Raw genomic sequence first — 21192 nt, 5'->3', positions numbered from 1 at the left:
GTACCGATGGAAGTCATTCCCATGAAAAGTGCATCCCTGTTCCTTTCCATTGCCGCCGCGCTCGCGCTGGCCGGCTGCTCCACCCTGGTGCCGAAGAACACCGCCGTTGCTCCGGCCATTCCGGCGCAGTGGCCGGCCGAGGCCACGCAGGGCCAGGTGGCCGATGTTGCTGCCGTCGGCTGGCGCGACTTCTTCACCGATGCGCGCCTGCAGCAGGTGATTGACCAGTCGCTGCAGAACAACCGCGACCTGCGCGTGGCCGTACTCAACGTTGAACGCGCGCGCGGCCAGTACCGCGTACAGCGCGCCGACCGTGTGCCCGGCGTGGCCGTCACCGGCCAGATGGACCGCCGTGGTACCGACGCCGGTGTCACCGAGCAGTTCACCGCCGGTGTCGGCGTAGCCGAGTTCGAGCTGGACCTGTTCGGCCGCGTGCGCAATCTCAGTGAAGCGGCGCTGCAGCAGTACTTCGCCGTGGCCGCCAACCGCCGCAACGCGCAGCTGAGCCTGGTGGCCGAGACCGCCACCGCGTGGTTGACCTATGGGGCTGATGCGCAGCGGCTGAAGATCGCCGATGCCACGCTGAAGACCTACGAGGATTCGCTGCGCCTGGCCGAGGCCCGCCACGAGCGTGGTGGCAGTTCGGCGCTGGAGCTGACCCAGACCCGTACCCTGGTCGAGACCGCGCGCACCGATGCCGCGCGCCTGCGTGGGCAGTTGGCCCAGGACCGCAACGCTCTGGCCCTGCTGGCCGGCGGCCAGCTGGATCCGGCGCTGCTGCCGGACAGCATCGAACCGCAGTTGCTGGCGCTGGCACCGCCGCCGGCGGGCCTGCCCAGCGACGTGCTGCTGCAGCGCCCGGACATCATGGCCGCCGAACACCAGCTGCTGGCGGCCAACGCCAACATCGGTGCGGCACGCGCGGCGTTCTTCCCGAGCATCTCGCTGACCGGCAGCATCGGTAGTGGTTCGAGCGAACTGTCCAACCTGTTCGACAGCGGCACCCGCGTGTGGAGCTTCCTGCCGAAGATCACGCTGCCGATCTTCCAGGGCGGCAAGCTGCGCGCCAACCTGGCCATCGCCAACGCGGACCGTGACATCGCGCTGGCACAGTACGAGAAGTCGATCCAGGTGGGCTTCCGCGAAACCGCCGATGCGCTGGCGTTGAATGTCAGCCTGGATGAGCAGGTGAGTTCACAGCAGCGGTTGGTGGAAGCGGCCGAACAGGCCAACCGCCTGTCGCAGGCACGCTACGACGCAGGCCTGGACAGCTTCGTCACCCTGCTTGATGCGCGCCGTACCGCCTACAACGCGCAGCAGACCCAGCTGCAGGCGCAGCTGGCCCAGCAGGCCAACCGCATCACCCTTTACAAGGTGCTGGGCGGCGGCTGGCACGAGCGCAGCTGAAGGACAGCCGGCCAGCGGCCGGCTCTACCTTGATGATCGATGGTAATGCCGGCCGCGGGCCGGCATTGTCATTCCGGGGCCTGCTACACCGCTTCGTCGTCACGGTGCGGGACGTGGCAGGCGCGTACCCGCGCCAGCGCGTCGCCGGCTTCGCGCGCCATCTGCTCGTACTCGCGGCGGATCTCCTCCAGCCGCTCCTCGTCCAGTTCTTCCAGATCCAACAGTTCGTTGTTGGCTTCGGCCGTCGCGCGGATCAGCTCGTCCAGCTTGATCTGCATCGCGGCGGTATCCGCGTTCTGCGTGTGCTGGATCAGGAACACCATCAGGAAGGTGATGATCGTGGTGCCGGTATTGATCACCAGCTGCCAGGTATCGTTGAAGCCGAACACCGGGCCGCTGATGCCCCAGATCACCACGATCGCCACTGCGGCCAGGAAGGTCCACGGCGATCCGGTGGCGGCCGCGGCCTTCTTGGCGATCGTATTGAACAGGTTGCGTGCTTTCATCGTCGTCGTCCCACTCAGGTGACGAGGATGATCGGCAGCGCTCGTGCAGGCGCCGTGCAGCTCAGGCGCGCAGGCGCGGGGCGTCCTGCAGCCGTATCGGACTGGTCTGGTAGACGTGCTGCCAGCAGCGGTCGACGAATTCGCGGGCCTGGGCTTCGCTCAGGCGCGGCATGATCTGCAGCGCGTACTGAGTCTGGAACATCTCGTCGCGCTGCGCATTGCTGGCGCGCGGCTGGGTGATCAGCGAATCGCAGGCGAACTTGATCCACGGTACGTACGAGCCGAACGAGTTGTGCGCCAATGCACCGTCGGCATGCTGGCGGCGCCAGTGGTCAAGCTCAGCGTCAACATTGATGACCGGGGGAATGGTGGGGACTTCGGCGTGCATGTCGATCCAATCGGTTGAAGTGGATGGGAGTGGGGGTTCATCGCAGTGTGGCCCGGACCCCGGTGGATACCGCGTCAGGGAGATGTGCAGCCGGCGTTGCGATTGCCTATCAGTTGCGCATGCTCGACCGCGCCCATCTCTTCGGCCATGTCGGCCATGGCATTGCAGAGGCGTTCGTGTTCGAGCGGATGGCCGCGCACCAGTTCCAGCTGCAGGCCCTGGTAAGCGGTCCAGAACCGGGCGCCACGCTGATGCAGCGCGAACTGCTGCTGCAGGCGCTTGCGGATGGCGTCAAGGATCGGGTCGGGCGTGGGGCGTACGGCGTGCGCGCACATGGCTGGCTCCGCCGGGGAAGGAAGGTCCCGGTAGCCCCACCCTAGGCGCGACGCTGGGGCGGGGTGTTACCGCAGCGTGTGCACGGGGCACGGCTGACTGTGCACGGGTTCACGGCTGGCGCCGCAAACGCTGCCGGCACTAGGGCGTGCCGGCACTGAAGCGTTCATTAAGCGGGTTCAACAGCACACTGCGTGGTGCTCATTCACCGATGTCTTCGTTCCAGATCTCGGGATGCTGCGCAATGAAGCCGCCGAGCAGATCGACGCATTCCTGGTTGTCGAGGTCGATCACGTTGACGCCGTTTTCGCGCAACCAGTCGATGCCGCCCTGGAATGTGCGCGATTCGCCCACCACCACGGTGCCGATGTTGAACTGGCGCACCAGGCCCGAGCAGTACCAGCAAGGCGCCAGCGTGGTGACCATGATGGTGTCCTGGTAGCGGCGCTGGCGGCCGGCCTTGCGGAAGGCGTCGGTTTCGCCGTGCACGGAGGGGTCGCCTTCCTGCACCCGGCGGTTGTGGCCGCAGCCGAGCAGGCGGCCATCGTTGTGGTACAGCGCCGCGCCGATCGGCACGCCGCCCTCGGCCAGGCCCTGGCGGGCTTCGGCGATGGCGGTCTGCAGCAGGGCCTGGTAGTCGGGCGTGGTGATCATGCGGGGGCTCCGGTAAGTCGTGGCCCGCCATGATACGGGCAGGGGGTGCCGCTGGCCGCCGGCGGTGCGATAATCGGGGCCATGAGCGAATCCCCCTACAAAGCCGGTACCACCCATTTCGGGTTCCGCGACGTCGCCGCCAAGGACAAGCAGAAGCTGGTCGGCCAGGTGTTCACCTCGGTCGCGCGCAACTACGACCTGATGAACGACCTGATGAGCCTGGGTGTGCACCGGGCGTGGAAGCGCTACTACGTGGCCACCGCGCAGGTGAAGCCGGGCGACCGCGTGCTCGACCTGGCCGGCGGCACCGGCGATATCGCCGCCCTGCTGAAGGAGCGCGTCGGCGCCGAGGGCTCGGTGGTGCTGGGCGACATCAACGCCGGCATGCTGTCGGTCGGCCGTGACCGCCTGACCAATCGCGGCCTGGTGCTCGGCCTGGACTACGTGCAGTGCAACGCCGAAGCCCTGCCGTTCCCGGACAACAGCTTCGATCTGGTCACCATCGCCTTCGGCCTGCGCAACGTGACCGACAAGGACGCCGGCCTGCGCGAGATGTACCGCGTGCTGAAGGTCGGCGGCCAGGCCCGCGTGCTGGAATTCTCCGAAGTCACCGCCGACTGGTTCAAGCCGATCTACGACTTCCATTCGTTCAAGATCCTGCCCAAGCTGGGCAAGCTGTTCGCCAACGATTCGGACAGCTACCAGTACCTGGCCGAGAGCATCCGCAAGCACCCGCCGCAGGATGAGCTGAAGGCGATGATGGGGCAGGCCGGCTTCGAGCGCTGCCACTACAAGAACCTGACCGGCGGCATCGTTTCGATCCACTCCGGTTACAAGCTGTAAAGCGTGTGGGGCCGCCGGGCATGGCCCGGCGCTACCTGTTCTGGTAGGTGCCAACCTTGGTTGGCACACGCTTGCACCGGGCGCTGACACATCCGTGCCAACCAAGGTTGGCACCTACCTGTGGATGCCAACCTTGGTTGGCATGCGCCGCAGGCGCAGGATCGGCCCCGCCCGCCATTACCCCGCACCGCGCAACGCCTGCGGGGCCGGAGGGAGGTACCATTGGGGGTCTGATCCCCGTAACGGTCCCGATTCATGCGTAATCCGCTGATGCTCCTTCCGCTGGCCGTGGCCCTGGCCGCCGGCTGCTCCCAGGAGGCGGCCGCGCCCGCCGCCGCCCCGACTGCCGCCAAGGCCCCCGCCGCCCCCGTGAACGCCGAGAACCGCAGCCACGACGAAAGCTCGTACGCCGAGCCGGACAAGGTCGTCATCAAGGACATCGCGCTGGATCTGAAGCTGGACTTCGACCAGAAGCAGATCGGCGGCACCGCCACCTACTCCCTGGAATGGAAGCAGAAGGACGCCAGGCAGCTGGTGCTCGACACCCGCGAGCTGACCGTGTCCAAGGTCGAGGCCGTTGCCGCCGATGGCGCGCGCAGCCCGCTGCAGTTCGCGCTGGCCCCGGCCGACAAAGTGTTCGGCAGCAAGCTGACCATCGAGACCCCGGAACAGCCGGCCAAGGTGGAAGTGACCTACCACACCGCACCGACCGCTTCGGGGCTGCAGTGGCTGGCGCCGTCGATGACCGAAGGCAAGAAGCTGCCTTTCATGTTCAGCCAGTCGCAGGCCATCCACGCCCGTTCCTGGGTGCCGCTGCAGGACACCCCGAGCGTGCGCTTCACCTACAGCGCGCACGTGGTCTCGCGCCCGGACGTGATGGTGCTGATGAGCGCCGACAACGATCCGAAGGCGGCGCGTGACGGTGACTACACCTTCAAGATGCCGCAGCCGATTCCGTCGTACCTGCTGGCCATCGCCGCCGGCGACCTGGTGTTCGAGCCGATCTCCGGCCGCTCCGGCGTCTGGGCCGAGCCGACCATGGTCAACAAGGCCGCCAAGGAATTCGAAGACACCGAGAAGATGATCGGTGCCGCCGAGAAGCTGTACGGCGAATACCGCTGGGGCCGCTACGACATGCTGGTGCTGCCGCCGTCGTTCCCGTTCGGCGGCATGGAGAATCCGCGCCTGACCTTCGCTACCCCGACCGTGATCGTCGGCGACAAGTCGCTGGTCTCGCTGGTGGCCCACGAACTGGCGCACAGCTGGTCGGGCAACCTGGTGACCAACGCCAGCTGGAAGGACATCTGGCTCAATGAAGGCTTCACCACCTACGTCCAGGGCCGCATCACCGAAGCCCTGTACGGCAAGGAGATGGCCGAGATGGAGAAGCAGATCGACCAGACCGACCTGCTGGCCGAAGTGAAGGACATGAGCCCGGCCGACCAGGCGCTGGCGCTGCCGCCGCTGAACGAGCGCGATCCCGATGAAGCCCTCAGCCAGGTGGCCTACGTCAAGGGTGCGTGGTTCCTGGAATTCCTGGAACAGCGCTTCGGCCGCGAAACCTTCGATCCGTTCCTGCGTGGCTGGTTCGATGACCACGCCTTCCAGAGCGCGAACACCGATCAGTTCGTTGCCTACATGAAGGAAAAGCTGCTGCCGAAGAACCCGTCGGCAGTGACGGAAGCCGAACTGAAGGCGTGGCTGGACGAGCCGGGCATTCCGGCGTTCGCGGCCAAGGCGCAGTCGCGCAACTTCAGCAGCGTGGATACCGCACGCATCGCCTTCGCCAGCGCCGGCACCGTGCCGAGCAGCCAGGTCATCGCTGACTGGAGCACGCAGGAATGGGTGCGCTTCATCGACGGCCTGGGCGCGACCCAGCCGCTGGACAAGCTGGCCACGCTGGACAAGGCGTTCCACTTCACCGGCACCCCGAATGGCGAGATCGCCATGCGCTGGTATCCGCTGGCGATCCGCAGCGGTTACGAGCAGGCCAATGAAGGGGCGGCTGCATTCATCGAGCGCGTCGGTCGTCGCAAGCTGATCCTGCCGATCTACGCCGAACTGGTGAAGACGCCGAAGGGCCTGGAGCTGGCCAAGCAGGCCTTCGAAAAGGCCAAGCCGGGATACCACCCGATCACCACCGGCTCGGTGCAGGACATGCTGTCCAAGGCTGAAGCCAAGTAAGAAAACGCGCCGGGCACCCCCCGGCGCTTTTCTTTGTAGAGTCGAGCCATGCTCGACTGGCTCTTCAACAGCAGTCGAGCATGGCTCGACTCTACAAGAATACGAAAACACCAAGGACCTCCGCCATGAAACGACTGATCCTGCTCACCGCCTGTACGCTGGCCCTGGCTGCCTGCAGCAACCCCGAGGAAGAGCGCAAGGCGCAGGAAGCCGCCGCTGCCGCCGTGCAGGCGCAGAAGGAAGCCAAGGCCGAAGACGTGGCCAAGCAGTACGACATGGCCGTGGCCGCGCAGGACTGGGAGCGTGCGCGCCTGCATGGCGCCTCGCTGCTGGACCAGTACAAGGACACCGCCGCCGCCGAGCGCATCGCCGCAGGCTTCGACGAGGTCAAGGCCAAGGGCGATGCCGCGCGCGACCTGCGCCGCATGCAGGCGCTGTGGCAGTACAACCAGATCCCGGTGGGCAACAAGGGCAACCAGGTTTCGGCGCAGATCTACAGCAAGGAACGGGTGGACGTGGACGGCAGCGGCGCCAAGCCGGTGCAGCTGGTGTTCCGCGATCACCCGGAGTGGAAGCGGCATGCCTACCTGGTGCTGCAGGCCGGCGACTTCCGCTGCCCGCAGTGCACGGTGAAGGTGACCGTGGACGACGGCAAGCCGGTGTCGATGGCAGCCTGGCGCCCGAAGACCGATGAAGCCATCGCGCTGTTCATCACCGACCAGAAGGCGTTGTGGAAGCTGGCGCGCAAGGGCAAGTCGATCAGCATCGAGTTCCCGGTCAAGGCCGGCGGCACGCGTACTGCCGTGTTCGAAACCGGTGGTGTCGACGCCAGCCGCATGCCGCAGTGGTGGCAGTGATGGTTGCGGCGGGCAGCGCAGTGCACGCGTTGTCCGCGATCCGGCACTGGGTGTTTGACATGGACGGCACTCTGACGGTGGCCGTGCATGACTTCGCCGCGATCCGCCGCGCGCTGGAGATCGCCGCGGAGGAAGACATCCTCGATCACATCGCGGCGCTGCCGGACGCATCGGCGCAGGCCAAGCGTGAGTGGCTGCTGGATCACGAGCGCACGCTGGCCGAGGACGCGCTGCCGGCACCGGGCGCGGTGAAGCTGCTGCGCGCGCTGGCGGCGGCTGGCTGCCGGCTGGGCATCCTGACCCGCAACGACCATGCGCTGGCGAAGCTGACCCTGGACGCAATCGGGGTCGGGGAGCTGTTCGACGATGCCGACATCATTGGCCGCGATGAAGCGGTGCCCAAGCCCTCACCGGATGGGCTGCAGCAGCACCTGCGGCATTGGGGCATCGCAGCGTCGGAGGCGGTGATGGTCGGTGACCACGCCTACGACCTGGAGTGCGGCCGCGCCGCAGGCACGCACACCGTGCTGGTCAACCTGCCGGAGAACCCGTGGCCGGGCCGTGCCGACTGGCATTTCGCCGATTGCCGCGACCTGTTGGCCGCCTGGCAGCGCAGGGGGTAGTGCCGGCCGCTGGCCGGCAGTGTCGACCAAGGTCGACACCTACCAGGCCACAGCGTGTCGACCAAGGTCGACACCTACCAGGCCACAGCGTGTCGACCAAGGTCGACACCTACCAGGCCACAGCGTGTCGACCAAGGTCGACACCTACCAGGCCACAGCGTGTCGACCAAGGTCGACACCCACCGAGCGGGTGCGCGGGCAGTTCGTTTACGCGCCCAGCGCGTAACCGAACTGCTGCTTGAACTGCTCGTTGAACTCGTCAAAGGTGAAGCGCTGGTTCTGCGTGCCCGGGTGCTCGACCTTCAGTGCGCCCATCAGGTTGCCCATGCGGCCGATGGTCAGCCAGTCGTAGCCCTTCTGGATGCCGTAGATCAGGCCCGCACGGAAGGCGTCGCCACAGCCGGTCGGGTCGACCACGCGGCGCTCGTGCGCCGGCGGGATGTCGTAGCTCTTTTCCGGGGTGTGGATGACCGCGCCCTTCGGGCCGCGGGTGGTGATGTAGGCCTTGACCCGGCTGACGATCTCCTTCTCGTCCCAGCCGGTGCGTTCCTGCAGCAGGTTCGACTCGTAGTCGTTGACCACCACGTAGTCGGCCTGGTCGATGAAGGCGCGCAGCTCCGGGCCGTTGAACAGCGGCATGGCCTGGCCCGGGTCGAAGATGAACGGAATGCCGTCTTCGTGGAATTCCTGCGCGTTCTGGATCATGCCTTCGCGGCCATCCGGGCCGACCAGGCCCAGGGTCACGCCCGGCACGCCACGCACGTGGTTCTCGTAGGAACGCATCATCGCGCCCGGGTGGAAGGCGGTGATCTGGTTGTTGTCGTGGTCGGTGGTGATGAACGCCTGCGGGGTGAACAGCTCATCGATCACGCGCACGCGCGTCAGGTCGATGCCCAGGCCTTCGAAGTACTCGCGGTACGGGCCGAAGTCCGAACCCACGGTGCCCATCGGGATCGGCTGGCCGCCCAGCAGGTGCAGGTTGTAGGCGATGTTGCCGGCGCAGCCGCCGAACTCGCGGCGCATGCGCGGCACCAGGAAGGACACGTTCAGGATGTGCACCTTGTCCGGCAGGATGTGATTCTTGAACTGGTCCGGGAACACCATGATGGTGTCGAAGGCAAGAGAACCACAGATCAGAGCGGACATCGATGTAAGCCTATGCGGTGAATTTTGGGGTGGGCCGGCCCGGTTCAGCGGGCAAGCAAACGGCGCCCTTGGGCGCCCGACGGCGCAAAGGTTACCCGCTGGTGCCGCTCAGGGCCAGAACCGGGTGAGACCCGATCAGGCCGAAAGCCTGTGAAGACGCGGGTTCAGCTAGTTTTTTCCTTGCTCGGCGGCAGGCGGGTTGCTAGGCTTGTCGGCCTCGATTTCTGCCCATTTTTTCGCCATCCCGCGGCGGGCACGACACCCCTCAGGACTCCTTCCTCAGATGTTCAAGAAACTCCGTGGCATGTTCTCCAATGACCTGTCCATCGACCTGGGCACGGCCAACACCCTCATCTACGTGCGCGGGCAGGGGATCGTGCTGAACGAGCCGTCGGTCGTGGCCGTGCGCCAGGACCGTGCCATCGGTGGTACCCGCTCGGTGGCAGCCGTGGGCGCCGAAGCCAAGCAGATGCTGGGCCGTACCCCGGGCCACATCACCACCATCCGCCCGATGAAGGACGGCGTCATCGCCGACTTCACCTACACCGAGGCGATGCTCAAGCACTTCATCAAGAAGGTGCACAAGTCGCGCGTGCTGCGCCCGAGCCCGCGCGTGCTGGTCTGCGTGCCGGCCGGCTCGACCCAGGTCGAGCGCCGCGCGATCAAGGAATCGGCCGAGGAAGCCGGTGCCCGTGACGTGTTCCTGATCGAAGAACCGATGGCCGCCGCGATCGGCGCCGGCATGCCGGTCACCGAAGCCCGTGGCTCGATGGTCATCGACATCGGCGGCGGCACCACCGAAGTTGCGGTGATTTCGCTCAACGGCATCGTCTATTCGGCCTCGGTCCGCATCGGCGGCGACCGCTTCGACGAGTCGATCACCAACTACGTGCGCCGCAACCACGGCATGCTGATCGGTGAAGCCACCGCCGAGCGCATCAAGGTCGAGCTGGGCTGTGCCTACCCGCAGGCGGAAGTGATCGAGATGGAAATCTCCGGCCGCAACCTCGCCGAGGGCGTGCCGAAGATGATCAAGATCAGCTCCAACGAGGTGCTCGAGGCCCTGCACGAACCGCTGTCGGGCATTGTCAGCGCGGTCAAGCTGGCGCTGGAGCAGACCCCGCCGGAACTGTGCGCCGACGTCGCCGAGCGCGGCATCGTGCTGACCGGTGGTGGCGCCCTGCTGCGTGACCTGGACCGCCTGATTTCCGAGGAAACCGGCCTGCACGTGCAGGTGGCGGACGATCCGCTGACCTGCGTGGCCCGCGGCGGTGGCCGTGCGCTGGAGCTGGTCGACATGCACGGCAACGAGTTCTTTGCGCCGGAATAAGCCGTCCCGGCTGCCTGCGCCCGCAGCGCCCCTCCGGGGTGCGGCCCACCATGAGGGTAGGCCGGCACCGGCGGGGCGTCCGCGTGTTTCCCTTCCGCCTTCTGCCAGTTGAATCGTTGCCGTGCCGCCCTACGCCGGACCTCCCGTTGCTTCCCGATCCGGTGATGCCGCCAGCCCGCTGCGTCTGCTGGCTTATCTCGCACTGGCCATCACCCTGATCGTCCTCGACGACCAGGCCGGCTGGCTTGCGCAGCTGCGCGGGCAGGCCAACAGCCTGGTGCAGCCGGTATGGGCACTGGCTGGCCTGCCCGGCAAGCTCGGCAACCAGGTCAAGGATTCCGCTGCCAGCCACACCCAGCTGGTCACCGAGAACCGCGAACTGCGCAACCAGCTGCTGCTGGCCAACGCGCGCCTGACCCGCCTGCAGACCGCCGCGCTGGACAATGCCCAGCTGCGCGAGCTGCTGAACGTGGCCGAGCGCAGCGGCCTGGACGTGCAGCTGGCACCGATCCTGGACATTGACCTGGACCCGGTGAAGCAGCGTCTGGTGCTCGACGCTGGCAGTCGTGAAGGTGTGCATGTCGGCCAGGCGGTGATCGATGCCGGCGGCCTGATGGGTCAGGTGATCAGCGTCACCGGCGGCACCTCCACCGTGCTGCTGCTGACCGACCCCGACCACGCGGTGCCAGTGACCGTGGCCCGCAACGGCGTGCGCCTGATCGTGTACGGCCGCGGTGACAAACTGGAACTGCGCGACATTCCGCTCAGCGCTGGCGTGGAAGTGGGCGATGAGATCGTCACCTCCGGCCTCGGCGGCCGCTTCCCGGCCGGCTTCCCGGTAGGCACCATCACCGGCCTGCGTCCGGACGATACCCATGCCTTCCTGGTTGGCGAGCTGAAGCCGGCGGCCCAGCTCGACCGCGGCCGCGACGTGTTGCTGCTGCGCCCGGGTGCGGCAATTCGCTTGCCTGCGGTCAGCGAATTGCAGCCGACTGCACCTTCGGTGCAACCGGCCCGCGCATCCTCCCTTAACCCCGCGCCGTTGGCGCGCCCCCTTGAACAACAAGGGGGCTCCACCCCAGCCGGCGCTACGGTAGTGCCGACCACGCCGGAGGCCCAGCGATGAGCCGCTTGCGCGACAATCCGTGGGTGCTGCCGGCCAGCCTGGTGGTGGCATTGCTGCTGGGCCTGCTGCCGTTGCCGGCGCTGTTGCAGCCGCTGCGTCCGTACTGGCTGGCGCTGGTGCTCGCGTACTGGGTGATCGAAGCGCCGGAGCGTGTTGGCTTGGGCATTGCCTTCGCCAGCGGCGTCATCGCCGATCTGCTGTACGGTGGGGTACTCGGTGAACAGTCGCTGCGGCTGGTGATGCTGGCCTTCATCCTGCAGCGCTTCCGTGCCCGTATCCGTTTCTTCCCGATGTCGCAGCAGATGCTCGCCATCGGCGGCCTGCTGTTCAACGACCGCATCGTCAGCGCGCTGGTCCACATCGTGGTGGATGAGCCGACCCTGCCGTGGTCGTACTGGTGGGCACCGCTGCTGGGCATGGGCCTGTGGCCGCTGGTATTCGTGCTGCTGGACGCGGTGCGTTTCGGCAAGCGCGGGCGCTGAGCCATGATCCCGCGCCGCCAGGTCAAGAATCCGCATGCCGAAGCCGAACAGTTCCGCCGTCGTGCGGCGCTGGGCTTCCTGGGCGTGCTGGTCTGCCTGCTGGGCCTGGGCGGCTGGTACTTCAAGCTGCAGGTGCTGGACCACGACGTCTACGCCACGCGCTCGGAAGCCAACCGCATCAAGCCACGGCCGGTGGTGCCCGGGCGCGGCATGATCTACGACCGCAATGGCCGCCTGCTGGCCGAGAACGTGCCGGCCTTCCGCCTGGACGTGACCCCGGACAAGGTCAAGGACATGGATGCCACCCTCGAGGGGCTGGCGAAGATCATCAGCATCAGCCCGGAAGAACTGGAAGCGTTCAACAAGTCGCGCAAGGCGCGCCGCAAGTTCCTGCCGGTCACGCTGAAGCTGCGCATGAGCGACGAGGAGATGGCGCGCTTCGCCGTCGACCGCTGGCGTTTCCCCGGCGTCGAGCTGGAGCCCTACCTGACCCGGCGCTACCCGTACGGCGATCTGTTCGCGCACATCATCGGCTACGTCGGCCGCGTCGATGACAAGGACCTGGAGATCCTCGGCGAAGGCAATGCCGCGCTGACCCACATCGGCAAATCCGGCCTGGAGCGCTATTACGAGCAACAGCTGCGCGGCAAGGTCGGCTACGAGCAGGTCGAGACCAACGTGCAGGGGCGTGCGATCCGCACTATCGGTCGCGTCGCCGCGCAGTCCGGTGCCGACCTGCGGCTGTCGATCGACGCCGACCTGCAGCGCGCCATGGTGGCCGCCTTTGGCGACCAGGAAGGCTCGGCAGTGGCGATGGACCCGCGTAGCGGCGAGGTGTTGGCGATGGTCAGCCTGCCGTCCTACGACCCCAACCTGTTCGTCAACGGCATTTCGCATGCCGATTTCAAGGCGCTGAACGAAAATCCGTCGCGGCCGCAGTTCAACCGCCTGGTGCTCGGTGGTGTCGCGCCCGGTTCCACGCTGAAGCCGCTGATCGGCCTGGCCGGCCTGGATTCCGGCGTGCGCCGCCCGGAGGACAAGGTGCTGTCCACCGGCATGTTCTACCTGCCGGGGACCTCGCGCGGCTGGGGTGACGCCCATCGTGGCGGCCACGGCTGGACCGACCTGCGCAAGTCCATCGCCGAATCGGTCAACACCTACTACTACAAGCTGGCGCTGGACCTGGGCATCGAGCGCTTCGACCACTACATGGAGTACTACGGCTTCGGCCAGCCGACCGGCATCGACCTGACCGGTGAGATCGGCGGCATCCTGCCGTCGCCGGCCTACAAGCGGAAGAGCCGCAAGGAAGCCTGGTATCCCGGTGATACGGTCAACATCAGCATCGGCCAGGGCGACTGGAAGGTCACCCCGCTGCAGCTGGCGCGCGGCGTCAGCGGTCTGGCCGACGGCCAGCTGCGCACCCCGCACCTGGTGATCCAGCAGCGCGACGGATTCGACAGCGACTGGTCGGCGATGCCGGCAGGCGAGAGCAAGCCGGTCAGCCCCAACCCCAACAACGTGCAGGCCGTGCGCGAGGGCATGATGGCGACCATGCGGCCCGGCGGCAGCGGTTGGCGCGTGGCGGTGGGTGCACCGTACGTGATGGCCGGCAAGACCGGTACCGCGCAGGTCATCAGTCGCAAGGGCACGGCGGCGGTGAATCCAAAGAGCCTGCCGATGCACCTGCGCCACCGCGCGCTGTTCGTCGGCTTCGCACCGGTCGAGAACCCGGTGATCGCGATTGCGGTGGCCGTGGAAGGCGGCGGTTACGGCGGTTCGGCGGCCGCGCCGATCGCGCGCAAGGTGTTCGACGCCTACCTGCTGGGCAAGATGCCCGAAGGCATGCAGCCGCTGGACAGCGAGCGCGGCACCACCGCCATCGGCGCTACCGCGTTCGACAACGAAGACGCCGGCGCGCGCCAGGCGGGCGATCTCGCCGCGGCGCAGCTGGGAGAACATCCGGTGCTGGTCGGCATGCCTGCGCCGGAACCGCAACCCGCACCGCAGCCGGGGACGCCGGCCGCCGCCGCGCTGCCGGCCACGCCGCGCCCGACCGTCGCGGAGCCCGCACGATGAGAGTATTCCTGCGCTGGGCCGGCGACATGCTGCGCCGCTTCTTCAGCACGCTGGACTGGGTGTTGTGCCTGGCCCTCGGCGCGCTGATGGTGATCGGCCTGGCCACCTTGAAGAGCGCCGGTGGCGATGGTCTGGTGATGGCCCAGGGCGCGCGCTTCGCAGTGGGCATGGCGGCGCTGTGGGGCATCTCACGGGTACCGATCCTGCGCATCCGCTCGGCCACGCCGATGATCTACGCGATCTCGATGATTCCGTTGCTGGCGGTGTTCGTGCTCGGCACCGGCAAGTACGGCCGGCAGTGGCTGGACCTGAAATTCTTCTACCTGCAGCCGGCCGAGCTGCTGAAGGTCAGTCTGCCGATGATGGTGGCCTGGTACCTGCACAAGATGCCGTTGCCGCCGCGCTTCAACACCGTGCTCGTGGCGCTGGTCATCATCGGCGTGCCAACCGGCCTGGTGATGCTGCAGCCGGACTTCGGTACCGGTGTGCTGATCGCCGCCAGTGGTGTGTTCGTGCTGTTGCTGGCGGGCCTGCCGTGGTGGTGGGTCGGCCTGGGTGTGGGCGGCGTGGCCGCGGTCGCGCCGGTGGCCTGGTTCTGGCTGCTGCGGCCGTACCAGAAGGACCGCATCATGATGTTCCTGGACCCCGAGATGGATGCGCTGGGTGCTGGCTGGAACATCATCCAGTCGAAGATCGCGATCGGTTCCGGCGGCTTCGATGGCAAGGGCTGGGGCGAGGGCTCGCAGTCGCACCTGAACTTCATTCCCGAACAGACCACCGACTTCGCGTTCTCGGTGCTGAGCGAGGAATTCGGCTGGATCGGCGTAGCGACCGTTCTGGCGCTGTACCTGGTGGTGATCGGGCGCTGCCTGTGGATCGCCAGCCAGTCGCGTGATTCCTATTCGCGGCTGCTGGCCGGCGCCACCGGCCTGGCGTTCTTCGTCTATGTGCTGGTGAACGGCGGGATGATTTCCGGCCTGCTGCCGGTGGTGGGCGTGCCGATGCCGCTGATCAGCTATGGCGGCACTTCGGCGGTCTCGCTGCTGGCCGGCTTCGGGTTGGTGATGGCGGTGCGCAGCCACAACCCGGTGCATGGCGGTTACGGTTGAGTCCGGCGTCGGGGTCAGATCCCTTTTTCCACAGGAAAAAGGGATCTGACCCCAGAGCTCGGCGACGGAGAGCAGGAGCACCCTGACAGCTTCACGCAAGCGCCCGTTGTTACCGTGCTGCGCGTGGACTGGAAACGAATGTTTGGCGGCTGCCGTGAGGCGGTGCGCACGATCGATCTGCCGTTGCTCATCGCGCTGTTGATCCTGATGGCCGCAGGCCTGGCGGTGCTGCACAGCGTGTCCGGCCCGGTGGGCGGGCAGGCGGCGCGCTTCGCCGGTGGCCTGTTGGCGATGTGGCTGCTGTCGAGGGTGTCGCTGCTGCGCCTGCGCGCATGGACACCGGCGCTGTACGCGCTGTCGATGCTGCCGCTGATGGCGGTGTACGTGATCGGCACCGGCAAGTACGGGCAGCGCTGGCTCAACCTGGGGGTGTTCTACCTGCAGCCCTCCGAGCTGCTCAAGCTCAGCCTGCCGCTGATGATGGCCTGGTACCTGCACCGCCAACCGCTGCCACCGTCGCCACGCACGGTACTGACGGCCGCAGTGCTGATCGGCGTTCCCGCCGTGCTGATCCTGATGCAGCCCAACCTCGGCACCGCCACGCTGGTCACCGCCAGCGGCGTGTTCGCGTTGTTGCTGGCGGGCCTGCACTGGGGCTGGGTGGCCACCGGCGCGGCAGGGCTGGCGGTGGCCGCGCCACTGGCCTGGTTCGGCCTGTTGCGGCAGTACCAGAAGGATCGCGTACTGACCTTCCTCGACCCGGCAGCAGACCCGCTTGGCACCGGCTGGAACATCCTGCAGTCGCGCATCGCGATCGGTTCCGGTGGTTGGGAGGGGCGTGGCTGGGGGCAGGGCACGCAGGCGACGCTGGATTTCCTGCCCGAGTACACCACCGACTTCGCGTTTTCGGTGCTGGCCGAGGAGTTCGGCTGGATCGGCGTGGCGACGCTGTTCGCGCTGTACCTGTTCGTGGTCGGGCGTTGCCTGTGGATCGCAGTGCACGCGCGCGACACGCATGCGCGGTTGCTGGCCGGCAGCCTGGGGCTGGCGTTCTTCGTCTATGTGCTGGTGAATGGCGGAATGATCTCTGGCCTGCTGCCGGTGGTGGGCATTCCGATGCCGCTGATCAGCTACGGCGGGACCTCGGCGGTCTCGCTGCTGGCCGGCATCGGACTGGTGATGGCCGTACGTGGGCACCGGCCCGTACACGGGGGATAGGGTTCCCAGCCAACGGCGCAGCCCCTCGTGGGTGGTCGCGCAAAGCAGTTCATGGGTGGGGCCGGGTAGATGGGCTGCGCAGGGGACGCTGCAAGTACGTCCATGTAAGCTCGGTCGCCGCTTGCTCGTGTGCGCTGTCCTGCGCACACGGCAAGACCCGGGTTGGGCGTCCTGCCCAACCCGCCCTAGGCATGCCTCGGGCCCATGCGGCTCACGCCCCTGCGCAGCCCATCTACCGGGCCACGGACAGGTTCCGTGCGCGTCTACCCACGGATAAGAAAGAGAAGATCAAAAGCGGGTCGCGGCGCTGCGCTTGTTCGTGAGCCGAGCAAGGCTATGCCGGTCGTCCTGACCGGCACCCTTCGGGCCGTCGCCATGGGCGACGTTGGCAGCGGCTCCTGCCGCAGCATTCGGCTCTACAGGAAGCAATGAAGCGGGCGGCCAAGCTGGTTTTGCTTTTGATCTTCTCTTTCTTATCCGTGGGTGGACGAACACGGAATCTGCCAGCGGCCGGGTGGGTGGGCAGTGCGGGGTGTCCTCGGCATGGATGCCGCGGCCAAGCCCCCATGGATGGGTTCACGGCGTCCCCGCAGTGCCCACCCACCCGGCCAGCCCTCAGCAATCCGGCTTTCAGCGACCAATTCCACCCACGAGGGGCTGCGCCGTTGGCTGGAACCTTCCTGACTCTGCGCAACGCTCGTTGTGGAAGCGTTCTCACAACGATGCATGGCAGCACACCCACTGACCAAAGTCCGCAAAAAACGTTAGCTGGTTCACACTTTTACAGCGCGTTGATCTTGATCAATGGACTTGTCGTAATCGGCCTGCACAATGGCGGCCCGTTCGGCACGGCGCGCCGTCAATCGATGCAGCGCGAGGGGGCGTCGGGCGGGAAGCAGTACTGATCCAACGGGTACAGGGAGCGCGGAGCACTGCCACTGGGGAGCGGCAGCCGTGCAGGTACCGACCGGATCCGGTCGCCGGTTGCGTCTGCGGGGATGGGGACGCAACCGGCAACCTCTATCTGAATGGGGAAGGGTGATCACGACGTCTTCACATTTCCCGCTGCTTGCAGGCAAATCGTTGTGATTCATGGTGTTAGGGGTTTTAATTCATCCATGACCTGCTAACCTGCGACGATGATTCGACGCACTCTGGCCTGCATGCTCACCCTCGGCCTGGTCGCCTGCGCGACCCAGCCGAAGTCCCCACCGTCTTCGCCCCAGGCCAGCAGTACGCCGCGCCAGCCCGCCGCCAAGGCCCATGGCCCGGCAGAGGCGGCGCCCGAAGCCACCGCCGCCACTGCGCCGCCGGTCGATCTCACCCCGGTACCGTTCGAAGTCGCGCGGGCCCGCTTCATTGCCGATACCGCCAAGCGCTATGGCCTGAAGCCGGAGCAGATCAGCAGCGTGCTCGACCAGGCGCAGGTGCGCCAACCGATCATCGCCGCGATGTCGCGCCCGGCCGAACGGGTCAAGCCGTGGAACGAATACCGGCCGATGTTCATCAGCAAGGCGCGCATCGATGGCGGCCGCGCGTTCCTGGCCCAGCACCGTGCCGAACTGGATCGCGTGCAGCAGCGCACCGGTGTGCCGGCCGAAGTAATCGTGGCGATCATCGGCGTGGAAACCAGCTACGGAAAGAATGCAGGCAGCCATCGCGTGCTCGATGCGCTGTACACGCTGGCGTTCTATTACCCGCGCAGTGGCGACCCGGCCAAGCTGGAGCGCGAAGTGCGCCGCGAGCTGTTCTTCCGCGATGAGCTGGCCAAGCTGTTCGAGCTGGGCCGCGAAGAAAACCTGGACATCACCACGCTCAAGGGCAGCTATGCCGGCGCGATGGGCATGGGCCAGTTCATGCCGTCCAGCTACCTCGATTACGCCGTGGACGGTAATGGCGATGGCCGTCGCGACCTGTTCACCAGCTACGACGACGTGTTCTCGTCCATCGCCAACTACTTCGTGAAGAAGGGCGGCTGGGTGCGTGGCGGGCAGGTGGCCGTGCCGGCCACGCTGGCGCCGGGCCGCGAGGAGTTCAATCCGACCGAATGGATGCCGACCTGGTCGCTGGCCGACCTGGCGCAGCGCGGCTACCAGCCCAGCGCTGCGGTGCAGCCGGGTGCCACCGCCACCCCGATCACGCTTGAAGGCAGCACCGGCAAGCAGTACTGGCTGGGCTTCCAGAACTACTACGCGATCACCCGCTACAACCTCTCGAAGATGTACGCGATGGCCGTGTTCCAGTTGTCCCTGGCCATCGCCGGACAGGAGCTGCCCCCGGCATGAACATCAGATGGCTGGTCCCAGGCTTGATCGTCCTCGCGCTGGCTGCCTGCAGCAGCGCGCCGAAGAAGCCGGCCACGGCCGGCCATGGTGGCAAGTCGGGCGGCACCCTGGTGCAGGGCCGTGGCTCGCGCCCGGCACATTGCCCGGAAGGCTCGCCGTACGCGGCGGCCAAGGAAGACCTGAGCACCCGCGGCAACTACACCGCCGGTGGCCTGTACAAGCCGGGCGTGCGCGACAGCACCCCGGACTACATTCCGAACGTGGCCTGCATCCCCGAACCGGAAGTGACCGCGGAAGAGCGGTCGGCGATCGGCAACAAGACGCCGTACGTGGTGCTGGGCAAGTCGTACAAAGTGCTCGACGACACCCGCAACTATGTCGAGCGTGGCACTGCGTCGTACTACGGCGCCAAGTTCCATGGGCGCCTGACCTCCAACCGCGAGGTCTACGACATGTACCAGTTCACCGCTGCGCACAAGACGCTGCCGCTGCCCAGCTTCGCCCGCGTGACCAACCTCGACAACGGTGAGTCGGTGATCGTGCGCGTCAACGACCGTGGCCCGTTCCACGATGGTCGTGTGGTCGATCTCAGTTATGCCGCCGCCGTGCGACTGGGCATCACCCAGCGCGGTACCGGCAACGTCGAAGTGCGCGCGCTGCAGCCGGGCGAGAGCAACCTGCTGGCGCAGAAGCCGTCGCGCCGCGAGCGTCGTGCCGCCGAAGCGGCCGCCGCCAGCGCTGTAGCCAGTGCGCGCCCGGCACCGACCGCACGTGCTGCCGCCGACAGCGACATCGATCGCCTGGTCAAGGGGCTGCCGGCCGATGGCATGCCGGCGCGTGGCCAGCCGGCCACCACCCAGGGCGTGGCCAGCACCGTGCCGGACGTGGCGGTCAGCAGCCTGCCGCCGAGTGCACCGCCGGTGCGCAGCACCGCATACGCACCGGCTCCGGCGGTCGTTGCCAGCACCACGCCGCGCGCCGTTGCGCCGGCACCGGTCCGCACCGCGGCAGCTAGCCCCAGCCTGTCGCAGCAGGTGGTGGGCGCGGTCATGGTGCAGGTCGCCAGCTTCTCCAACCGTGACAACGCCAACCGCGCGATGGGCCAGCTCAATGCCGCCGGTATCGTCGGTGCGACCATCAGCGACATCGCCGCCGGTGGCCGTACCCTGTTCCGCCTGCGCGTTCCCGCCAGCGACCATGCCAGTGCCGCGGAACTTGTCGGCCGCATCGCCGGTCTGGGCCTGGGTTCGCCGCAGATCGTCAAGGATTGATCCACCCGGACCGGTGCTGCCGGCCCATGCTGCCCCGGCCTTACAATGGCCGCTACGTTCCACCCTCCATTCCCGGCCGTCCCCTGGAGCCTGCTGTCCAATGAATTTCCGTTCCGCCGCCACCGCCCTGGCCGCCACCCTGGTGGTCGGCCTGGCTTCCGCCCAGACGCCGCTGCCGACCCCGGCTACGCCGGCGCCCGCCGCCGCCGCTGCTGCCCCGGCTACCGTTGCCACTCCGCCGGCCCCGGCGCCGAGCGTGTCCAAAGCCTGGGTCCTGATGGATTACGCCACCGGCCAGGTGCTGGCCGGCGAGAACGTCCACGAACAGCTGGCCCCGGCCAGCATCACCAAGGTGATGACGTCCTACGTGATCGCTGCCGAGGTCAAGAACGGCAAGGTCCGTGCGGATGACCAGGTGATGATGAGCGAGCGCGCCTGGCGCGAAGGTGGCGCCGGTACCGACGGCAGCTACAGCGGCTTCCCGGTCAACCAGACCGCGCGCCTGGAAGACATGGAAAAGGGCATGGCGATCCAGTCCGGCAATGACGCCGCGATCGCCCTGGCGGAGCACGTGGCTGGCAGCGAAGAAGCCTTTGCGTCGCTGATGAACAGCTACGCCGCCAAGATCGGGATGAAGGACTCGCACTTCGTCAACGCCCACGGCCTGACCGCGCAGGGTCACCACAGCACCGCCTACGATCTGGCACTGCTGGGCCGCGCGATGGTGCGCGATTACCCGGAAACCTACGCGTACAACAAGATCAAGGAATTCCAGGTCGGCAACATCAAGCAGCCGAACCGCAACCTGCTGCTGTGGCGCGATGGCAGCGTGGACGGCATCAAGACCGGCCACACCTCCGAAGCCGGTTACTGCCTGATGAGCTCGGCCCAGCGTGGCGACCAGCGCCTGATCGCCGTGGTGCTGGGCGGTGCGTCGGAAAAGCAGCGTGCCGATGACAGCCTGGCCCTGCTGAACTGGGGCTTCCGCTTCTTCGAGACCCACCGCCTGTACGAGCCGGGCAAGGCCGTGGCCGAGCACAAGGTCTGGAAGGGCACCACCGACAAGGTGCAGCTGGGCGTGGCCCAGCCGATGCTGGTGAGTGTGCCGCGCGGCCGCTACAACGACCTGAAGCCGAGCATCGACGTGCCCAAGACCCTGGAAGCACCGTTCACCGCCGGCCAGCAGATCGGTACCGTGAAGGTCACCCTGGATGGCAAGGTCATCGCCGAGGCACCGCTGGTGGCCGTGGCCGCGGTCGAGCAGGCCGGCTTCTTCAAGCGCCTGTGGGACAGCTTCTGGATGTGGTGGGAATCGGAATGATCCACGCCCCCGCGTGGTGAAGGAAAAGGC

19 protein-coding genes are annotated in these 21192 nt (G+C 67.1%); 14 read left to right on the top strand and 5 right to left on the bottom strand.

Going from position 1 to position 21192, the window contains the following annotated elements; all coding sequences use genetic code 11:
• The first annotated feature begins 6 nt into the window (after window positions 1-6).
• Window positions 7-1407 (top strand): multidrug efflux RND transporter outer membrane subunit SmeF, encoded by a 1401-nt coding sequence (gene smeF, locus SriyCCGPB3_RS18395; RefSeq protein ID WP_164161505.1) that lies wholly within the window; start codon window positions 7-9, stop codon window positions 1405-1407.
• An 83-nt stretch (window positions 1408-1490) separates the two neighbouring features.
• On the opposite strand, the gene SriyCCGPB3_RS18390 is transcribed toward smeF, so the two are convergent.
• The 4 genes from SriyCCGPB3_RS18390 to SriyCCGPB3_RS18375 form a co-directional block, all read right to left on the bottom strand.
• On the bottom strand, window positions 1491-1913 hold the full coding sequence (locus SriyCCGPB3_RS18390) for a low affinity iron permease family protein (protein ID WP_164161506.1): 423 nt from the start codon (window positions 1911-1913) through the stop codon (window positions 1491-1493).
• Between the two features lie 61 nt (window positions 1914-1974).
• Window positions 1975-2301 (bottom strand): hypothetical protein, encoded by a 327-nt coding sequence (locus SriyCCGPB3_RS18385; protein ID WP_110713742.1) that lies wholly within the window; start codon window positions 2299-2301, stop codon window positions 1975-1977.
• A 74-nt stretch (window positions 2302-2375) separates the two neighbouring features.
• A complete protein-coding gene (locus SriyCCGPB3_RS18380) occupies window positions 2376-2636 on the bottom strand; it encodes a hypothetical protein (protein WP_049399251.1) in 261 nt (86 codons plus the stop codon).
• 199 nt (window positions 2637-2835) lie between these two features.
• Complete coding sequence (locus SriyCCGPB3_RS18375; protein ID WP_049399252.1) at window positions 2836-3288, bottom strand: nucleoside deaminase; 453 nt, start codon at window positions 3286-3288, stop codon at window positions 2836-2838.
• A gap of 81 nt (window positions 3289-3369) precedes the next feature.
• Here SriyCCGPB3_RS18375 and ubiE point away from each other — a divergent pair, with 81 nt between their 5' ends.
• The 4 genes from ubiE (at window position 3370) to SriyCCGPB3_RS18355 (ending at window position 7795) form a co-directional block, all read left to right on the top strand.
• On the top strand, window positions 3370-4131 hold the full coding sequence (gene ubiE / locus SriyCCGPB3_RS18370; RefSeq protein ID WP_005411082.1) for a bifunctional demethylmenaquinone methyltransferase/2-methoxy-6-polyprenyl-1,4-benzoquinol methylase UbiE: 762 nt from the start codon (window positions 3370-3372) through the stop codon (window positions 4129-4131).
• A gap of 255 nt (window positions 4132-4386) precedes the next feature.
• Window positions 4387-6315: a M1 family metallopeptidase gene (locus SriyCCGPB3_RS18365; protein WP_350259605.1), complete on the top strand. Its 1929-nt coding sequence runs from the start codon at window positions 4387-4389 to the stop codon at window positions 6313-6315.
• Window positions 6316-6440: 125 nt separating this feature from the next.
• Complete coding sequence (locus SriyCCGPB3_RS18360; RefSeq protein WP_008265071.1) at window positions 6441-7172, top strand: hypothetical protein; 732 nt, start codon at window positions 6441-6443, stop codon at window positions 7170-7172.
• The gene (locus SriyCCGPB3_RS18355) at window positions 7172-7795 is read left to right on the top strand and encodes an HAD family hydrolase (RefSeq protein ID WP_248860626.1); all 624 of its coding nucleotides are present in this window, start codon (window positions 7172-7174) and stop codon (window positions 7793-7795) included. The genes SriyCCGPB3_RS18360 and SriyCCGPB3_RS18355 overlap by 1 nt, the downstream gene beginning before the upstream one ends.
• A gap of 207 nt (window positions 7796-8002) precedes the next feature.
• On the opposite strand, the gene SriyCCGPB3_RS18350 is transcribed toward SriyCCGPB3_RS18355, so the two are convergent.
• Window positions 8003-8941, bottom strand: a complete 939-nt coding sequence (locus tag SriyCCGPB3_RS18350) for a carbohydrate kinase family protein (RefSeq protein WP_134951036.1) — start codon at window positions 8939-8941, stop codon at window positions 8003-8005.
• 283 nt (window positions 8942-9224) lie between these two features.
• Here SriyCCGPB3_RS18350 and SriyCCGPB3_RS18345 point away from each other — a divergent pair, with 283 nt between their 5' ends.
• The 9 genes from SriyCCGPB3_RS18345 (at window position 9225) to SriyCCGPB3_RS18305 (ending at window position 21162) form a co-directional block, all read left to right on the top strand.
• Window positions 9225-10271, top strand: coding sequence for a rod shape-determining protein (locus SriyCCGPB3_RS18345; protein WP_005419402.1), 1047 nt, complete (start codon window positions 9225-9227; stop codon window positions 10269-10271).
• Between the two features lie 121 nt (window positions 10272-10392).
• Window positions 10393-11397: a rod shape-determining protein MreC gene (gene mreC, locus SriyCCGPB3_RS18340; RefSeq protein WP_350259604.1), complete on the top strand. Its 1005-nt coding sequence runs from the start codon at window positions 10393-10395 to the stop codon at window positions 11395-11397.
• Window positions 11394-11879 carry a rod shape-determining protein MreD gene (gene mreD / locus SriyCCGPB3_RS18335; RefSeq protein ID WP_110713734.1) on the top strand — a complete coding sequence of 162 codons (486 nt, stop codon included), beginning with the start codon at window positions 11394-11396 and terminating at the stop codon, window positions 11877-11879. Before mreC ends, mreD begins: the two co-directional genes overlap by 4 nt.
• Window positions 11880-11882: 3 nt before the next feature.
• Window positions 11883-13958 (top strand): penicillin-binding protein 2, encoded by a 2076-nt coding sequence (mrdA, locus tag SriyCCGPB3_RS18330; protein ID WP_110713732.1) that lies wholly within the window; start codon window positions 11883-11885, stop codon window positions 13956-13958.
• Entirely contained in the window at window positions 13955-15067 is a 1113-nt protein-coding gene (rodA, locus tag SriyCCGPB3_RS18325; RefSeq protein ID WP_010481418.1) for a rod shape-determining protein RodA, read from the top strand. The genes mrdA and rodA (SriyCCGPB3_RS18325) overlap by 4 nt, the downstream gene beginning before the upstream one ends.
• A 138-nt stretch (window positions 15068-15205) precedes the next feature.
• On the top strand, window positions 15206-16285 hold the full coding sequence (rodA, locus tag SriyCCGPB3_RS18320) for a rod shape-determining protein RodA (protein WP_176433130.1): 1080 nt from the start codon (window positions 15206-15208) through the stop codon (window positions 16283-16285).
• 1139 nt (window positions 16286-17424) lie between these two features.
• Window positions 17425-18570: a lytic murein transglycosylase B gene (gene mltB / locus SriyCCGPB3_RS18315; protein ID WP_350259603.1), complete on the top strand. Its 1146-nt coding sequence runs from the start codon at window positions 17425-17427 to the stop codon at window positions 18568-18570.
• Window positions 18567-19841, top strand: coding sequence for a septal ring lytic transglycosylase RlpA family protein (locus SriyCCGPB3_RS18310; RefSeq protein WP_180855317.1), 1275 nt, complete (start codon window positions 18567-18569; stop codon window positions 19839-19841). Before mltB ends, SriyCCGPB3_RS18310 begins: the two co-directional genes overlap by 4 nt.
• A gap of 100 nt (window positions 19842-19941) precedes the next feature.
• Window positions 19942-21162, top strand: a complete 1221-nt coding sequence (locus SriyCCGPB3_RS18305) for a D-alanyl-D-alanine carboxypeptidase family protein (RefSeq protein WP_049447834.1) — start codon at window positions 19942-19944, stop codon at window positions 21160-21162.
• The last annotated feature ends 30 nt before the right edge of the window (window positions 21163-21192 follow it).

Source organism: Stenotrophomonas riyadhensis (assembly GCF_040256885.1).
In the GTDB taxonomy this organism is placed as follows: domain Bacteria; phylum Pseudomonadota; class Gammaproteobacteria; order Xanthomonadales; family Xanthomonadaceae; genus Stenotrophomonas; species Stenotrophomonas riyadhensis.
This window is presented reverse-complemented; position numbering and strand designations above follow the sequence as displayed.